The organism is Bradyrhizobium sp. USDA 4504, from assembly GCF_054063995.1.
This window is the reverse complement of the sequence record NZ_JBSSGV010000001.1, coordinates 3429255-3445115: the sequence shown is the minus strand read 5'-3', so window position 1 is coordinate 3445115 and position 15861 is coordinate 3429255. Positions and strand designations below refer to the sequence as shown.

11 protein-coding genes and 1 pseudogene are annotated in these 15861 nt (G+C 65.4%); 6 read left to right on the top strand and 6 right to left on the bottom strand.

Features of this window, described 5'->3' with window-relative positions; genetic code table 11:
* Window positions 1–40: 40 nt before the first annotated feature.
* The 4 genes and pseudogenes from ACVMB1_RS15955 to ACVMB1_RS15940 form a co-directional block, all read right to left on the bottom strand.
* Window positions 41–3269 (bottom strand): annotated as a pseudogene (locus tag ACVMB1_RS15955) (efflux RND transporter permease subunit).
* The gene (locus tag ACVMB1_RS15950) at window positions 3262–4482 is read right to left on the bottom strand and encodes an efflux RND transporter periplasmic adaptor subunit (RefSeq protein ID WP_076831689.1); all 1221 of its coding nucleotides are present in this window, start codon (window positions 4480–4482) and stop codon (window positions 3262–3264) included. Before ACVMB1_RS15950 ends, ACVMB1_RS15955 begins: the two are co-directional and overlap by 8 nt.
* 113 nt (window positions 4483–4595) lie before the next feature.
* Window positions 4596–4946: a hypothetical protein gene (locus ACVMB1_RS15945; protein WP_143271112.1), complete on the bottom strand. Its 351-nt coding sequence runs from the start codon at window positions 4944–4946 to the stop codon at window positions 4596–4598.
* Window positions 4947–5038: 92 nt separating this feature from the next.
* Entirely contained in the window at window positions 5039–5266 is a 228-nt protein-coding gene (locus ACVMB1_RS15940; RefSeq protein ID WP_076831245.1) for a hypothetical protein, read from the bottom strand.
* A gap of 99 nt (window positions 5267–5365) precedes the next feature.
* Between ACVMB1_RS15940 and ACVMB1_RS15935 the strand changes: the two genes are divergently transcribed.
* The 4 genes from ACVMB1_RS15935 to ACVMB1_RS15920 all read left to right on the top strand — a co-directional run bounded on the left by ACVMB1_RS15935 (window position 5366) and on the right by ACVMB1_RS15920 (window position 9615).
* Window positions 5366–5860 (top strand): ArsI/CadI family heavy metal resistance metalloenzyme, encoded by a 495-nt coding sequence (locus ACVMB1_RS15935; protein ID WP_057017045.1) that lies wholly within the window; start codon window positions 5366–5368, stop codon window positions 5858–5860.
* A gap of 124 nt (window positions 5861–5984) precedes the next feature.
* Window positions 5985–8687, top strand: a complete 2703-nt coding sequence (locus tag ACVMB1_RS15930; RefSeq protein ID WP_076831243.1) for a bifunctional diguanylate cyclase/phosphodiesterase — start codon at window positions 5985–5987, stop codon at window positions 8685–8687.
* An 81-nt stretch (window positions 8688–8768) separates the two neighbouring features.
* Window positions 8769–9218 (top strand): PPC domain-containing DNA-binding protein, encoded by a 450-nt coding sequence (locus ACVMB1_RS15925; protein WP_057017046.1) that lies wholly within the window; start codon window positions 8769–8771, stop codon window positions 9216–9218.
* A gap of 100 nt (window positions 9219–9318) precedes the next feature.
* Entirely contained in the window at window positions 9319–9615 is a 297-nt protein-coding gene (locus ACVMB1_RS15920; RefSeq protein WP_016840471.1) for a septal ring lytic transglycosylase RlpA family protein, read from the top strand.
* A gap of 19 nt (window positions 9616–9634) precedes the next feature.
* Here ACVMB1_RS15920 and ACVMB1_RS15915 read toward each other — a convergent pair whose 3' ends face one another.
* Both ACVMB1_RS15915 and ACVMB1_RS15910 read right to left on the bottom strand, forming a co-directional pair.
* A complete protein-coding gene (locus tag ACVMB1_RS15915; protein ID WP_076831241.1) occupies window positions 9635–12103 on the bottom strand; it encodes a PAS domain-containing hybrid sensor histidine kinase/response regulator in 2469 nt (822 codons plus the stop codon).
* A 174-nt stretch (window positions 12104–12277) separates the two neighbouring features.
* Entirely contained in the window at window positions 12278–13057 is a 780-nt protein-coding gene (locus ACVMB1_RS15910; protein WP_076831238.1) for a thermonuclease family protein, read from the bottom strand.
* A 341-nt stretch (window positions 13058–13398) separates the two neighbouring features.
* Here ACVMB1_RS15910 and ACVMB1_RS15905 point away from each other — a divergent pair, with 341 nt between their 5' ends.
* A complete protein-coding gene (locus tag ACVMB1_RS15905) occupies window positions 13399–13605 on the top strand; it encodes a hypothetical protein (RefSeq protein WP_016840474.1) in 207 nt (68 codons plus the stop codon).
* A 197-nt stretch (window positions 13606–13802) separates the two neighbouring features.
* On the top strand, window positions 13803–15818 hold the full coding sequence (locus ACVMB1_RS15900) for an acetyl-CoA carboxylase biotin carboxylase subunit (RefSeq protein ID WP_076831235.1): 2016 nt from the start codon (window positions 13803–13805) through the stop codon (window positions 15816–15818).
* The last annotated feature ends 43 nt before the right edge of the window (window positions 15819–15861 follow it).

The window sequence follows — 15861 nt, the reverse complement described above, 5'->3', positions numbered from 1 at the left end:
ACGGCCGGATTTTTCCCGCAGGACGCCGGTCAACACACCGTCATTCCGCAGGCTGAATCGCGGTTCTCTCATTGCGCGCAGCGCTGCCGGCATGCCCGTACCGGGCATAGAGCGCCGGCAGCACGGCGAGCGTCAGCAGGGTCGCGCTGATCAGGCCGCCGATCACGACGGTGGCGAGCGGCTTCTGCACCTCAGCACCGGTGCCGGTGGCGAACGCCATCGGCACGAAGCCGAGCGAGGCCACCAAGGCGGTCATCACCACGGGGCGGAAGCGGGTGAGGGCGCCTTGCTCGATGGCTTCCCGCATCGGCACGCCGCGCTCGCGCAACTGCCGGATGAAGCTCAGCATCACGAGCCCGTTCAGCACCGCAACGCCCGACAGCGCGATGAAGCCGACCGCCGCTGAGATCGAGAACGGCATGCCGCGGAGCCAAAGTGCGGCGATGCCGCCGGTGAGCGCCAGGGGCACCGCGCTGAACACCAGCAGGGCATCGCGGGCCGAGCCCATCGCCGCCAGCAGCAACAGGAAGATCATCGCAAAACACGCCGGCACCACGACGGCCAGGCGCTGGCGCGCCGCGGCGAGGTTCTCGGATTGGCCGCCCCAGGTCATCCAATAGCCCGGCGGCAGCTGCACCGATTGCGTGACTCTTGCCTGGGCTTCCTCGACCACCGAGCCGAGATCGCGGCCGCGAACATTGGCTGTCACCACGATGCGGCGCTTGCCGTTCTCGCGGCTGATCTGGTTCGGCCCCTCGGTGAAGGAGAACTGGGCGACGCGGTTGAGCGGCAGGCTCTGCACCGGCGAGCTCGGCGTTGCCTTCGGCAATGCGACCGGCAAATTGCTCAGCGCCTCGAGATCGGAGCGCACGCTCTCCGGCAATCGCACCACGATGTCGAAGCTGCGATCGCCTTCGTACACAACACCGGCATCCTGACCGCCGACCGCGGCACCGATCACGTCCTGCACGGCCGAAACGCTGAGGCCGCGCCGGGCGATCGCCGCCTTGTCGACCTTGATCTCGAGCACGGGCAGGCCGCCGGCCTGTTCGACCTTGACGTCGGTCGCGCCGCGCACGCTGCGCAGCGCCGAGGCAATCTGGTTGGCAGCTTTTCTTCTGCATCGGCCCGAACTCGTCACCGAACACCTTGACCGCGATGTCGCCGCGAACGCCGGCGAGCAGCTCGTTGAAGCGCATCTGGATCGGCTGGGTGAACTCATAGACGTTGCCGGGCAGCCGGCCGACCGCCTTCGAGATGTCCTCGATCAGTTGTTCCTTGGTCAGCGATGGGTCCGGCCACTGCTCGCGCGGTTTCAGGATGATGAAGGTGTCGGACGCGTTCGGCGGCATCGGATCGCTCGCCACCTCCGCGGTGCCGGTCTTGGAGAAGACGAACGACACCTGCGGAAAGCGGCTGACGGCCTTCTCGACCGACAGCTGCATCGCCTGCGACTGTGACAGCGCCGTGCTCGGAATCCTGAGCGCGTGCATGGCGATGTTCTTCTCGTCGAGCGAGGGGATGAACTCCTGGCCGAGGCGGAAGAACCCGAACAGGGCGGTCGCGAACAGCACGACCGCCACCGCGATGACCGGCACAGGCGTTGCAACCGCGCGCCGGAGCAGCGGGCTGTAGCAGCGCTTCAGGGCGGCAACGAGCCGGTTTTCCTGCTCCTGCACGCGGCCGGTGATGCCGATCGCGATCAGCGCCGGAACCAATGTCAGCGACAGCACGAAGGCGGCCGCGAGCGCAAGGATCACGGTCAGCGCCATCGGCTCGAACATCTTGCCTTCGACGCCGGTGAAGGTCAGCAGTGGCACATAGACCAAGAGGATGATGGCCTGGCCGTAGAGGCTCGGCTGCACCATTTCCGCCGCGGAGGCCCGCACCGTCGCCAGCCGTTCATCGCGCGTCAGCACGCGGCCGAGCGCATGCTGCTTCTCGGCGAGGTGACGCAGGCTGTTTTCGGTGATGATCACGGCGCCATCGACGATCAGGCCGAAATCCAGCGCGCCAAGGCTCATCAGATTGGCGCTGATCCGGCCTTGCCACATGCCGATCGCGGTCATCAGCATCGCGACCGGGATCACCATCGCCGTGATCAATGCCGCGCGGAAATTGCCGAGCAGCACGAACAGCACGGCGATCACGAGCAATGCGCCTTCGCTGAGGTTGCGCGCCACCGTGCCGATCGTTGCATCGACCAGCTGGGTGCGATCCAGCACCGTCTTGACCTCGATGCCGGCCGGCAAGGACGGCATGATTGTCCGCAGTTTGGCGTCGACCGCGGCCGACACGGTGCGGCTGTTGGCGCCGATCAGCATCAGCGCGGTGCCGACCACGACCTCGCGGCCGTTCTCGCTGGCGCTGCCGGTGCGCGTCTCGCCGCCGATCGAAAGCGTGGCGAGGTCGCGGATCCGTACCGGGACGCCGCCGCGGGTGGTGACGACGACGGCGCCGAGCTCGTCGATGTTCTCGAGCCGGCCGCCGGAGCGCACGACGAAGCCTTCGCCGTTGCGCTCGATATAGCGCGCACCGCGGCTGACATTGTTGGTCTCGATCGCCTTGGCAACGTCGGCGAAGGTGAGACCGAGCGCAATCAGCTTCGCCGCATCGGGATGGACCTGATACTGCTTGAGGTATCCGCCGATCGTATCGACGCCGGCGACACCAGGCACCATCTTGATCTGCGGCTTGATGATCCAGTCCTGCACCGTGCGCAGATACGCGTCCTTCTCGACCTCGCTCTGCAGCATCTGACCGTCCGCCGTCAGGAAGCGGCCGTCGCTTTGCAGGCCCGGCGCGCCGTCGGTCTGCACCTTTTGGCCAGAGTAATGGACGGTCCACATGTAGATTTCGCCAAGGCCGGTCGAGGTCGGGCCGATCCGCGGCTCAATGCCTTGCGGCAGGCGCGCGCGGACTTCGGTCAGGCGCTCGCCGACCTGCTGGCGGGCGAAATAGATGTCGGTGGCCTCGCTGAACACTGCCGTGATCTGCGAGAAGCCGTTACGGGAGAGCGAGCGCGTGCTCTCGAGGCCGGGCGCGCCGGCCAGGGCCGTCTCGATCGGGAAGGTGATCTGCTTCTCGATTTCGGCCGGCGACAGCGCCGGGGCCACGGTGTTGATCTGGACCTGCTTGTTGGTGATGTCGGGCACCGCGTCGATCGGCAGCTTCGTCAATGCAAGGCCGCCGAGGACCATCAGGATCGCCGTCAATGTGACGACCACCCAGCGCCGCCGGATCGCAAGACCAATGATGCGCTCAATCATGGTCGTGCTCCGCCTCGTCCTTCTCGAACTCCGCCTTCAGCGTGAAGGTGTTCTGGACCGCGATGGTCTCGCCGGCCGCGAGGCCGGCAACGATCTCGATATCGTCGTCGTCCTCGCGGCCGGTCCGCACCGATCTCGCCTCGAAGCCGTCGGCATCGCGCACGAACACGGTCGGCGTTCCCTTGATGGTTTGAAGCGCCTTCTTCGAGACGATCACGGTCGACGGCGCGCCTGACAGCGGGACCTCGGCGGTGACAAAGGTACCCGGCTTCCAGCGGTGGTCCTTGTTGGGCATGGTCGCGATCACGCGCGCGTTGCGGGTCTCGCGGTCGAGCAGGGGGCTGACGAAGATCACACCGGCATTGGCTTCATCTTCGGTGCCGATGGCGCGGATTTTCACCGAAACACCTTCGCGGACCGCGCCGATGTCTTCGGGGGAGACCGCGAGATCGACCCAGATGTCGTCGAGATTGACGATGACATAGAGCTCGCTCTCCTGGCCCTCGCGCCCGATCAATCCGCCGAGGTCGACACGCCGCTCGGATACGCGGCCGCTGATCGGCGCGCGCAAGAATTGCGTCCGCAGGCTCTCCGGCGGCTGGTTCGGCAGGTCGGCGATCTCGGCCTCCGAGAGACCAAGCGCGAACAGCTTCTGCCGGGCGCCGTCGAGCTTGATCTGGGCATCGTTCGCGGTCAGCCGCGTGCGCAGGAACTCGTTTTCCGACACGATGCGGGTCTCGACCAGCGTCTTCTGCCGCGCGTAGAGGGTCTGCTGCAAATCGTTGGTGAGCCGTGCGGCGAGGTATTCGCTCTTGGCGTCGGCCACCTCGCGGCTTTCGATCGCGGCGACGATCTCGCCCTTCTCGACGACGTCGCCGAGACGCTTGCGCAGTTCTGTGACCGTCGCAAGCACGCGCACCGAGACCCGGCCGATATGATCCGCATCGGGGATCAGCGATCCCGGCGCGAGGAAATGCCGCTTCAGCATGCCGCCGCTGGCTTGCGCGAACGTGATGCCGGCTTCGCGAACCTGGTCTTCGCTCAGCTCGATATGCCCGGGGGCCTCGTGCCGGGCCTCGGTCTTTGCGTCTGTCGTCGCAGTCTCCTGCGTCGCGGCCGGGAACCTGACCGGCCAGCCGATCCATCCGGCCGCCACAACGACCAGTGCAATGCCGGCGGCCACGCCGGCGAAAAATAGAACAACCCGTTTCATATGCGCCTCTCCGCAGCGCAGGCCGATGGCCCTGCGCTGTCGCGACATCGATCTGTGCGGAAGGGTGCGCGCTGCCGAATGGCAGCAGCGCACGGCCGGTCACGTCGACCGGATCAGGCGCGGGGTGGCTTGAAGGGCGAGCGGCGATCGGCCGAGGCCGGCAGCCCGATGTTGGTGTCGCCGTAGCTGTGCGGCGCATAGGCGATCGGGAACGCGGCCTCCTGCGGAGCCACGGAGGCGACGTGCGTCAGGCAATGGTCGCTGTGAGGCGAGGCGGGATGCGCCGGAGCCTTGCCGCCGGTGTCGTTGATCGACTGCGCGATCGAGAAGCCGGGAGCCGCGTCGGCATCGCCGTCGGAGGTCCAGCCGTGGAAGAACGACAGCACCAGCGCAAGCGAAATCAGTCCCGCAAGCAGGCTGCGCCAGCGGCGCGATCCCGTTGCGTGAGGAGAAGACTGAATCATGGTGCGCGAAGCGTCCATGGGGCCTACTTAGCGCCGTGCCCGCGCGCATTCAAGTTCCGGTCCGCGACAGATTGGCCGCGGATACTATAACGTTACGCGCGGTCTGCGGTTCGGCGCAGCAGCCATCGGCGCGCCGCGACGACCGCCCAGATCGCTTCGACGAGGCCGAACGGCCAGGCGCCCTGCAGGAAACCGTAGGCCGAGCCGAGCGCGCAGGAGACAGCGAAGGCCAGGATGAACCAGGGGCTGCGATCTTCGGCCGCATAGCAGACGAGCATCATGGTCACGGCGAATAACCCGAACAGCGTCAGCGCATCCATTCCGCAGCAGAACTCCTGTTGTAACACTGTTGATATCTGAGCATGCTTGGGATGGAATATCCATCCAGCGTCGCCGCCCTAACCTAAAGGGACTGCACCATGAAGCGCATGCATGTTCACGTCGCCGTCAAGGACATCCCGCAATCGGTCGGCTTCTACTCGGCGCTGTTCGGGGCCGAGCCGACGGTCGTGAAATCAGACTATGCCAAATGGATGCTCGACGATCCCCGCGTCAACTTCGCGATCTCGAGCCGACGCCGCGAACCGGGCCTCGACCATCTCGGCATTCAGGTCGAGAGCGCTGAAGAGCTCGGCGAGGTGTACGGACGGCTGCGCAAGGCCGGCGGCGAGGTCATCGAGCAGGGCCAAACGGTGTGCTGTTATGCCAAGTCCGAGAAGTCGTGGATCGACGATCCCGCGGGGATCGCCTGGGAGACGTTCCACACGACCGGTGAGAGCATCGTCTATGGCGACGGCACCGGCGAGCGGACCGCGCGTGTCGCGCACGAGAAGCAGGAAGACAAACAGAGCGCGTGTTGCGCCCCACAGCCCAAGGCCGCGCCGCCCGAGGCTTCGGCTTGCGGCAGCTCGTGAGTATGGAGCGGCCGAGTGGCCGGCTCTGCGCGAGTCCACGTTGGCCTTAACCGTCCGATAACTGATTTTCCTAACCACCCCTTGGGTTGTGTTCCCGTACAAGGGCATCCACAGGGGCAGGAAAATGTCGGTTGTCTCGACGAGCAGCGTGCCGGAATACCGGCGGCTGTCGATCAAGGGTGTGTTGCGCGCCAGCAGGATGGGCGCGATCCAGTGGCTCGTCTTGAGCGCCGCGCTGCTGGTGCTCGCCATCACGCTTGGCACCGGCTATCTCGCGCTGCAGTTTCGCGAGCGCGCGCTGGAGATGTCCGAGCGCGAGCTCAACAACACTGCGCTGCTGCTGTCGCGGCATTTCGATCAGCAGCTTACAGATCTCCAGCATGTCCACGACGACATCGTGAATTACCTGCGGGCCGAGCAGGTCGAGACCGCCGATCAGTTCGAAAGGAACATGTCACTCCTGAGCGCGCACGAGATGCTGCGCACGCGGCTGGCGGCGCTGCCGCATGTCGGCGGGCTCAATCTGTTCAACGCCAAGGGATGGCTGATCAACTCATCCGAGATGTGGCCGGTGCCCGACATCAGCGTTGCGGACCGGCGCTATTTCCAGGAGTTCACTTCGGGACGGCCAACGTCTCCTGTCATCGTCGAGCCCGCAATGAGCAAGGTGACCGGCAACTGGACCACGATCTTTGCGCGCAAGATCACCGGGCGCAACGGCGAGATCATCGGCTTCGCGAGCCGCGGCGTCGAGCCAAGCCATTTCGAGGATTTCGTCGCCTCGCTGGCGCTGAGCGGCGACACCGTGATTTCGATGATCCACCGCGACGGCACCATCATCGCACGCTATCCGCAGGATGCCGGCGTGATCGGTCGCAACATCATCAATCTGCCGGTGTTTCAGAAGGTCATCAGCTTTGGCGGCAACACCTCGGGACGGTTCGTTGGCGCTTCAGGCGAGGAGAACGTCGGTGCGGTCAGATCGCTGTCGCATTTTCCAATCCTGATCCTCGCTACCACGAAAACATCGAGCGCGCTGGAGGACTGGCGCACTCAGACCAAACTGCAATTTTGCGCAGCCGTGTTGGCGGTACTGATCATCAGCTTCGCGGTCTTCCTGATCGTCCGCCAGCTGCAGCGGCAGCACGATGCGGCAAGCCGCAGGCTGTCCGAGAAGAGCCAGCACCTCGACACCGCCATCAACACCATGACGCAGGGGCTGCTGCTGTTCGACGCCTCGGCGCGGCTCGTGATCTGCAACCAGCAATATATCGACATGTTCGGCCTCTCGCCTGATGTCGCGAGGCCGGGCTGCCATCTGCGCGAGCTGATCCTGCATCGCCAGGCGATCGGCTCGTTTGTCGGCGACGTCGACGAGTACTGCGCCCGCTTCACCAACCCGAGGGGCGATGAGGTTCGGGACTCCGTGATCACGACGCCGGACGGTCGCAGCATCCGCCTGATCTACAAGCGTGCGCCCGACGGCGGCTGGGCCACCACGCTCGAAGACGTCACCGATGGGCGGCGTGCGCAAGCGCGGATCGAGTATCTCGCGCATTACGACGCGCTGACCAATCTGCCGAACCGGACGCTGTTCCAGCGCCACGCGGAGGGGCTGCTGCTCGAGGCCGCCACGCGCGAGTTCGCCATCCATTACATCGATATCGACGAGTTCAAGCGGATCAACGACACGCTAGGCCATCTGATCGGCGATGAGTTTCTCCGGCGCGTCGCCGAGAAGTTGCGCCAGTCGGTCGGGTCGAACGACTTCATCGCGCGGCTCGGCGGCGACGAGTTCGCGATCGTCCAGCACGACATCACCTCGGACGACGACGTCGGCGACCTGGTCGCACGCATCTATCAGTCGCTGCGCACGCCGTTCGACTGCCTCGGCCACCATTTGTCGAGCGACGCCAGCATCGGCATTGCGATCGCCCCGCGCCACGGCTCCGATCTGTTCCGCCTGCTCAAATGTGCCGACCTTGCGATGTACGCCGCCAAGGCGGCGGGCCGCAGGACCCATCGCTTCTTCGATCCGGCGATGGAGGCGCAGGCCAATCTGCGCCGCGCGCTGGAGGCCGATTTGCGTATCGCGCTGGCCGAGGGCGGCTTCGAGCTGCACTACCAGCCGCTGGTCGACCTGCGCAGCGACGAGGTGACCGGCTGCGAGGCGTTGCTGCGCTGGCGGCATCCCGTGCGCGGCATGATCTCGCCGGCGGAGTTCATACCGGTTGCCGAAGAGACCGGGCTGATCGAAGAGATCGGGCAGTGGGTGCTGCGCACCGCCTGCACCGAGGCGGCAGCCTGGCCGGCGCATGTGCGCGTCGCGGTCAACGTCTCGCCGATCCAGTTCAAGTCGGAGACGCTGGCGCTGAAGGTTGCGAATGCACTTGCCGAGAGCGGGCTCGATCCGCGCCGGCTCGAGCTCGAGATCACCGAGGCGGTGCTGATCGCCGACGACGATGCGGCGCTGGTCACGCTCGGCCAGCTCCGCGCGCTCGGTGTCCACATCGCGCTCGACGATTTCGGCACCGGATACTCGTCGCTGCAATATCTGCAACGCTTCCCGTTCGACAAGATCAAGATCGACCGCAGCTTCGTCAAGGAAGTGACCCGCAACAGTGGCTCGGCCTCGATCATCCGCGCCGTGGTTTCGATCGCAGCCGACCGCAACATGATCACCACTGCCGAGGGCGTCGAGACCGATCAGCAGCGCGACACCGTGCAGATGCTCGGCTGCACGCAGATGCAGGGCTACCTGTTCAGCAGGCCGGTTCCTGCGCGGGACCTGCGGACGCTGCTCGCGGCCGATTGCGTCGCCGCCTGAGCGCCTGTCGATCCGGTCCGTCAGGAACAATCGTCGCCGTCTCCGATTGAGAGTGGAAGCTCTTGAGAGGCGAGGCGGTCCATGAAAAGCAAGCTCGTGTCCGATGCGCCCAGCGCGCAGGTTCACGTCGTCGTGCTCGATAGCGGCGAGGAAGCGTTCGGCGCGCTGACGAAGTTTGCCAATGATGCCAAGGTGACGGCGGCATCGCTCACCGCGATCGGCGCGTTCGAGCGGGCAACCGTCGGCTGGTTCGATTTCGCATCCAAGAGCTATCGGAAGATCGAGATCAACGAGCAATGCGAGGTGCTGTGCGCGATCGGCGATATCGCGACCGGCGACGACGGCAAGGCCAGCCTGCATATTCACATCGTGCTCGGACTGTCGGATGGATCGACGCGCGGCGGCCATCTGCTTGCCGGCATCGTTCGGCCGACACTGGAGGTTGTGGTCACCGAAGCCCCTGCCAGGCTTCGCCGGCGGAAGCGGCCCGAGCTCGGCATTGCCCTGATCGATCCAGCCGCGACCGCCTGACGCTTTCCTCCGAAAAGTTCCTAAAAATCGACCTGCCCGAGGCGCGGAACCGAACCCGTGGAACCGCGTTCCCTTGCGGGGCTCGACCGGCAGGCGATCAATGAAAACCGCAGCAACGTCCGCGGCCATGCTGCTGTTTGCCTCGTGCATGGCAAACGCAGAGAGTGGCCTTGCGTCCTATTATCGTGGCATCGGCAGGAGTGGCGAGATGACCTGCGCGCATCGCAAGCGGCCATTCGGCAGCATGATCACCGTCTCGTATCTGGGAAAATCGATCCGGTGCCGCGTCAACGACCGGGGCCCGTTCGTTCGTGGACGGATCATCGATGTGTCGACCACGGCGGCCCGCGCGCTCGGCATCCTTCAGCTCGGCGTCGCCCATGTCGTGATCCAGTAGAGCGCGGCCGGCGGCAGGATCAGGGCCTGGAAGCAGTCGCCCGCTGTTCGGCGATCGCCTTGCGGAGCGTCCGTGACAGCGCCTCGACCGAATAGGGTTTCTGGATCAGCTCGAAGCCGCTGTGCGCGTTCTCGGCGAGCACGTTGCTGTAGCCGCTGGTCAGCACCACCGGCAGTCCAGGAAAGCGATCGCGGATGATTCCGGCGAGCTCGACGCCGTTCATGCCCGGCATGATCACGTCGGAGAACACCAAGTCGGCGGCGAACTCGTTCTCCGAGAGGATCGAGAGCGCGGCATTGGCATTGGCCGCGCGCTTGACCGAATAGCCGAGATCCTCGAGCAGCTCGGTGGAGAACTGGCCGACATCGTCGTTGTCCTCCACCACGAGGACGCGATAGCCGCGGCCGATCGAAGCCTGCTCGGTGCCCGCGCTGGCGGCGACCTTGGCGTCCGCCGGGCGCATCGCGTGCGGCAGATAGATGGTGAAGGTCGCACCGTGCCCGGGCGTAGAGGTGACCTCGATGTCTCCATCGGATTGCTTGACGAAGCCGAAGGCCTGGCTCAATCCGAGACCCGTTCCCTTGCCGACCTCCTTGGTCGTGAAGAATGGCTCGAAGATCGCGTCAAGATTTTCCGGCGAGATGCCGGTGCCGGTGTCCTGGATCGAGACCGTGACGAAATCGCCGCTGCGCGAGGCCTGGGCGCGCAGGGCAGGGATATTCTTGACCTTCCGGACGCCGATCGTCAGCTGGCCTTCGCCGCTCATGGCATCGCGGGCGTTGACCGCGAGATTGAGTAGCGCGGTCTCGAACTGGCCGATGTCGGCGATCGCAAAGCAGTCGGGATCCTCGATCCTGACCTCGATGTGGATCCGCGCGCCGACCAGCGGGCGGATCAGCTGCGTCACGCTGTCGACCTGCGTGCCGACATTGAACACTTCCGGATTGAGCGGTTGCCTGCGCGCAAATGCCAATAGCTGGGCGGTGAGCTTGGAGGCCCGCTCCACGGTCTCGGAGATCGCATCGATATAGCGGCGGCGCCGGTCATCCGGCAGATCGCGGCGGCGCAGGAAGTCGGTCGCGGAGCGGATGATGGTGAGCAGGTTGTTGAAATCGTGCGCGACGCCGCCGGTGAGTTGGCCGACGGCTTCCATCTTCTGCGATTGCCGCAGGGCTTCCTCGCCGCGGCGCCGTTCGGTGATATCGACGGCCTCCGGAACGGCGCCGACGATGGTGCCGTGCTGGTCCTGCAGCGGCCGCATCGCGAAATCGAAATAGCGCTCGCCGATCGGCAGGCGCAGCTGCATCTCGATCTTGACTTCCTCGCCGCGCATCACGGTCGCGAAGGCATTCTGGATCACGCGCGGCATGCCCTCGGTCGCGGCGAACCACGGCGTGTCCCAGAACGGCTTGCCGACGACGTCGGCGGCATCGGTACAGATGCCGGCCAGCGCCGTCTGGTTGGTGTAGAGCAAGCCGCCATCGCGGTTGAGCAGCATCTGGTATTGATGGCTGGTTTCCAGGATCGCGCGCGTCTGCGCTTCACGGGATTCGAGCTGCGCGGTGCGCTCCAGGATGCGCCGCTCAAGCGACTCGTTGAGCTTGCGCAGCTCGATCTCGGCTTCCTTGGCCGCCGTGATGTCGTGGGCGACGCCGATGAAGCCGATGTGCTTGCCGTTCGGGTCCCAGCGCGGCTGCGATTCCGAGCGCAGCCAGCGCCAATCGCCTGCGGCGTTCCGATAGCGGGCCTCGAGCACGAATGGCTTCAGCGAGAGCTCGCCGGTGATCTGCTCCTGCAGGATTTGCGGCAGGTCATCCGGATGCAGCGCCTTGCGCCAGTCGAACACGATCGCTTCCTCGAACGGCAGTCCAAGGAAGTCGAGATAGGCCTGGTTGGCAAAGGAGCGGGTGCGGTCGAGCTTGGTCACCCAGATCGGCACCGGCGCGCTGTCGGCGATCAGGCGGAAGCGCTCTTCGCTCTCGCGCAGGGTCTCCTGTGCCAGCATCTGATCGGTGACGTCGAGATCGGCGCCGACCAGCCGCAGCGCACGGCCGCTGCGGTCGCGCTCGATCTTGGCGACGACGCGGATCCAGCGGCTCTCGCCGTCGTTCGGGCGGATGATGCGGTATTCGGCCGTGTAGTCTTCGCCGCCGGCCTTGAGCACGCCGAACAGGTGCCGGATCGTGCGCTCGCGATCCTCGGGGTGGATGCGCGCGACCCAGTTCTCATAGGTCTCGTTGATCTCTTCGGGCGGCAGCCCATGCACCAGGAGATATTCGGGAGAGCGGCGGTTGCGCACGCCGTCGCGGAAATCGATCTCGAGTCCGCCGACCCGCGCGATGCGCTGGATCCGCGCCAGCTCCGCTTCGCGCTCCTGGAGCTCGCGATGGGCGCGATCGCGTTCGCGCGCGATCTCCTCAAGATGCTGCCGCAGCCGTTCGGCTGCCGCAGCTTCGGGAAGCACATCAGCGGGATCGGATGGGGTCATACGCGCCGGCAACCTCTCGGTGCAGTCTCACACAGGACGCGGCGGCTTTGCCAGCTTGATTTACGGCAATCGTTAGGCTGAGTCATTCCGGGGCGATGCGAAGCGTCGAACCCGGAATCTCGAGATTCCGGGTTCGCTTCGCGCCCCGGAATGACGATGCAATCCACGAGCTCTTCATTTGCTCTTGGGCGGCCGGCAATTATAGGCCCGGCGGAACCCGGCGGCCTGTGCATCTTCCTCGGAGCAGAACCAGCGATCCGGATTGCCGAGGCCCGGGTAACTGCGGCACGCCTGCAGGTGGTAGATGCCGACATTGCCAGTGACGCGGGCCCGCACGGCGTACTTGCCCTTGATGTTGCAGCTGGCCGGCATCGGCAGGTCGTCGGGGAAGAGCACATTGCGGATCTGCGTGTCACGGTCGGCGGGGCAGGCGTTGCCGAGCAGGGCGCCATCCTTCCTGGCCGTACGAAAATCGCGCGGCGCCACGAAGCAGCCCTTCCAGAGCCCGGCGCGATTGTCCTTGGCGGTGGCTTCATCCGGCTTGAATCGGCCAGTGGCCGACCCCTCGACATTGAGAGCATAGCCCTTCTGGACCAGCACCTGGCTGAGGCTGGTCGGGTCGCCCTCGATCTTGCAGACGCCGAGGCGGCGCTTCTTGAAGGTCGGATCGACGCCGATATCGTCGCAATGAATTGGCTTGCCGCCGATCAGCCTGGTCAGCTGGTCGCGCGCCTCGATCCCGCAAGTCCAGGCGTCGGCGTGCTCGTCGATGCAGAGCTGATCGACCGCCGGCGCGTCGATGCCGTCGAGCCGATAGGTCGTGTTGCCGAGCTGAACGGTGCCGGCGTCCTTGATGACCGCCGTGGCCGTGGGGCCTGCGGTTGCAGTCGGGCTGGTGGTTGCAGACAGGAAGGCCAGGAGAAGCGTCGTGGCGACCGGATTTCGAAACCGCATTTTCTCAACTTCAGATCTTTGGCGGGCAGCCGAACTTCTAGCACAAGCCGGTACGATCCAACCAAGGACTGTTCGCGAGCGGGGCGTGCGAACCGTCACATCCCGATCGGCATTCCGTGGCGCAGAACGGCCGGACATTGCCATTGAAGGGATGCGCATGGGCGAGTTTCGTTATCAACGTCCTCCGCCGAAATCATCACCGGCATTTGGAGCCTGGAATGCCTCGCGCGCTGGCGGCGGAAGAGAAAGACGGCCCAGGAGGCCGCGCCCGATCAAAGATCCAATTGACTTGATGAGAACAAAATAGGAACGTGATGCGCCACCTGAATCCCGGATACCCCATGATGTCTGCACGGCCCGAATCTGACGACGATGACGGGCTGGAAGCCGCTGTCGATCAGGCCATTTCCGCCTGCGGCGGGAATTTGCGCGCCACCATCCGGGCGCTGATCGTGGCCAATGAATTCCTGGAGAACGAGGTCAGCGAGCTGATGAAGGCCGTCGCGAAGGCTCATTCGCGTGGCCGCTTCAAGACCTATTCGGGCTGAAATACCGATCGGGCTACCGCCGAGGACTGACCAGGGACTGGCCGGGCAGTGGGCAGGGTCTGCATTAGACCGTTGCCTCCGGGGCAATTTGCTGTACCAACGGAGTGGTTACGCCCAATCGCCCGTGCCAGATTGCGCGGGGAGGAATCCTGCCAAATGGACAATTCGAAGTCCGAAAAAGCCCAAGCAAGAAGAGCATGTTCAAACGAATCCTGATCGCCAACCGCGGCGAGATCGCCTGCCGGGTCATCAAGACTGCGCGCCGTATGGGGATTGAGACGGTCGCCGTCTATTCCGAGGCCGACCGCGACGCGCTGCATGTCGAGATGGCCGATGAGGCCGTGCTGATCGGACCGCCCGCCGCGGCCGAGAGCTATCTTTTGATCGACAAGATCGTCGAGGCCTGCCGCAAGACCGGCGCGCAGGCGGTGCATCCCGGTTACGGCTTCCTGTCCGAGCGCGAGGCGTTTCCGCGCGCGCTGGAAGCCGCCGGCATCGTCTTCATCGGTCCGAACCCCGGCGCCATCGCCGCGATGGGCGACAAGATCGAATCCAAGAAGGCCGCGGCGAAGGCGAAGGTTTCGACCGTGCCGGGTCATCTCGGGGTCATCGAGGACGACAAGCACGCCGTCCAGATCGCCGACGAGATCGGCTACCCCGTGATGATCAAGGCCTCCGCCGGCGGCGGCGGCAAGGGCATGCGCATCGCGCATTCGAAGGCGGAGGTCGCCGAAGGCTTCAACCTCGCCAAGGCCGAGGCGAAGTCGTCGTTCGGCGACGACCGCGTCTTCATCGAGAAATTCATCGTCGATCCCCGGCACATCGAGATCCAGGTGCTCGGCGACAAGCATGGCAATGTGATCTATCTCGGCGAGCGCGAGTGCTCGATCCAGCGCCGCAACCAGAAGGTCATCGAGGAGGCGCCGTCGCCGCTGCTCGACGAGACCACCCGCCGCAAGATGGGCGAGCAGGCCGTCGCGCTGGCGAAGGCCGTGAACTACGATTCGGCCGGCACCGTGGAATTCGTCGCCGGCCAGGACAAGAGCTTCTACTTCCTGGAGATGAACACCCGCCTGCAGGTCGAGCATCCCGTCACCGAATTGATCACCGGCATCGATCTCGTCGAGCAGATGATCCGCGTCGCCGCCGGCGAGAAGCTCGCGATCGCGCAGAAGGACGTGACGCTGACCGGCTGGGCGGTGGAATCCCGCGTCTATGCCGAGGATCCGTTCCGCAACTTCCTGCCGTCGATCGGGCGCCTGGTGAAATACCGTCCGCCGGCCGAGGCCAGCCATGACGGCATCACGATCCGCAACGACACCGGCGTGCAGGAAGGCGGCGAGATTTCGATCCATTACGATCCGATGATCGCCAAGCTCGTCACCCACGCCCCGTCGCGCGCCGCGGCGATCGAGGCGCAGGCGACCGCGCTCGACGCCTTCTATGTCGACGGCATCCGGCACAACATTCCGTTCCTGTCGGCCTTGATGAACCATCCGCGCTGGCGCGAGGGCCGGCTGTCGACCGGCTTCATTGCGGAAGAGTTCCCCAAGGGATTTTCGGCGCACGCACCCGAGGGCGAGTTCGCGCGGCGGCTGGCTGCGGTCGGCGCCGCCATCGACCACGTGCTGGGCGAGCGCAAGCGGCAGATCTCCGGCCAGATGGGCGGCCGCGTGGTGCTGCGCGAGCGCCGCCGCGCGGTGTGGCTCGACCGCGCCGAGATCGCGCTCGATGTCGCCCGCGAGGGTGACGCCATCGCGGTGCGCTTCATTGCCGCCGACGGGCTCCCTGGCAATCCGCACAATCTGGTGTCGGGCTGGGTGCCGGGCGATCCGGTTTGGCAGGGCACCATCGACGGCAACTTCGTCGCCGTGCAGGTGCGGGCGATCAACAACGGCTTCCGCCTCGCGCATCAGGGTTTTGAGATCCCGGTCTATGTTTTCACCGAGACCGAGGCGACCTCGGCGCGGTTGATGCCGGTGGTCTCGGCCGCCGACACCGGCAAGAAGTTGCTGTGCCCGATGCCTGGTCTCGTGGTGTCGATCGCGGTGACCGAGGGGCAGGAGATCAAGGCCGGCGAGACCCTGGCGGTGGTCGAAGCCATGAAGATGCAGAACGTGCTGCGCGCCGAGCGTGACGGCACGGTCAAGAAGATCCACGCCGCCGCCGGCGCCACGCTCTCGGTCGACGCGCTGATCCTGGAGTTCGCTTAGCACCGTCATTGCGAGCGCCAGCGAAGCAATCCATCTAGCCTCA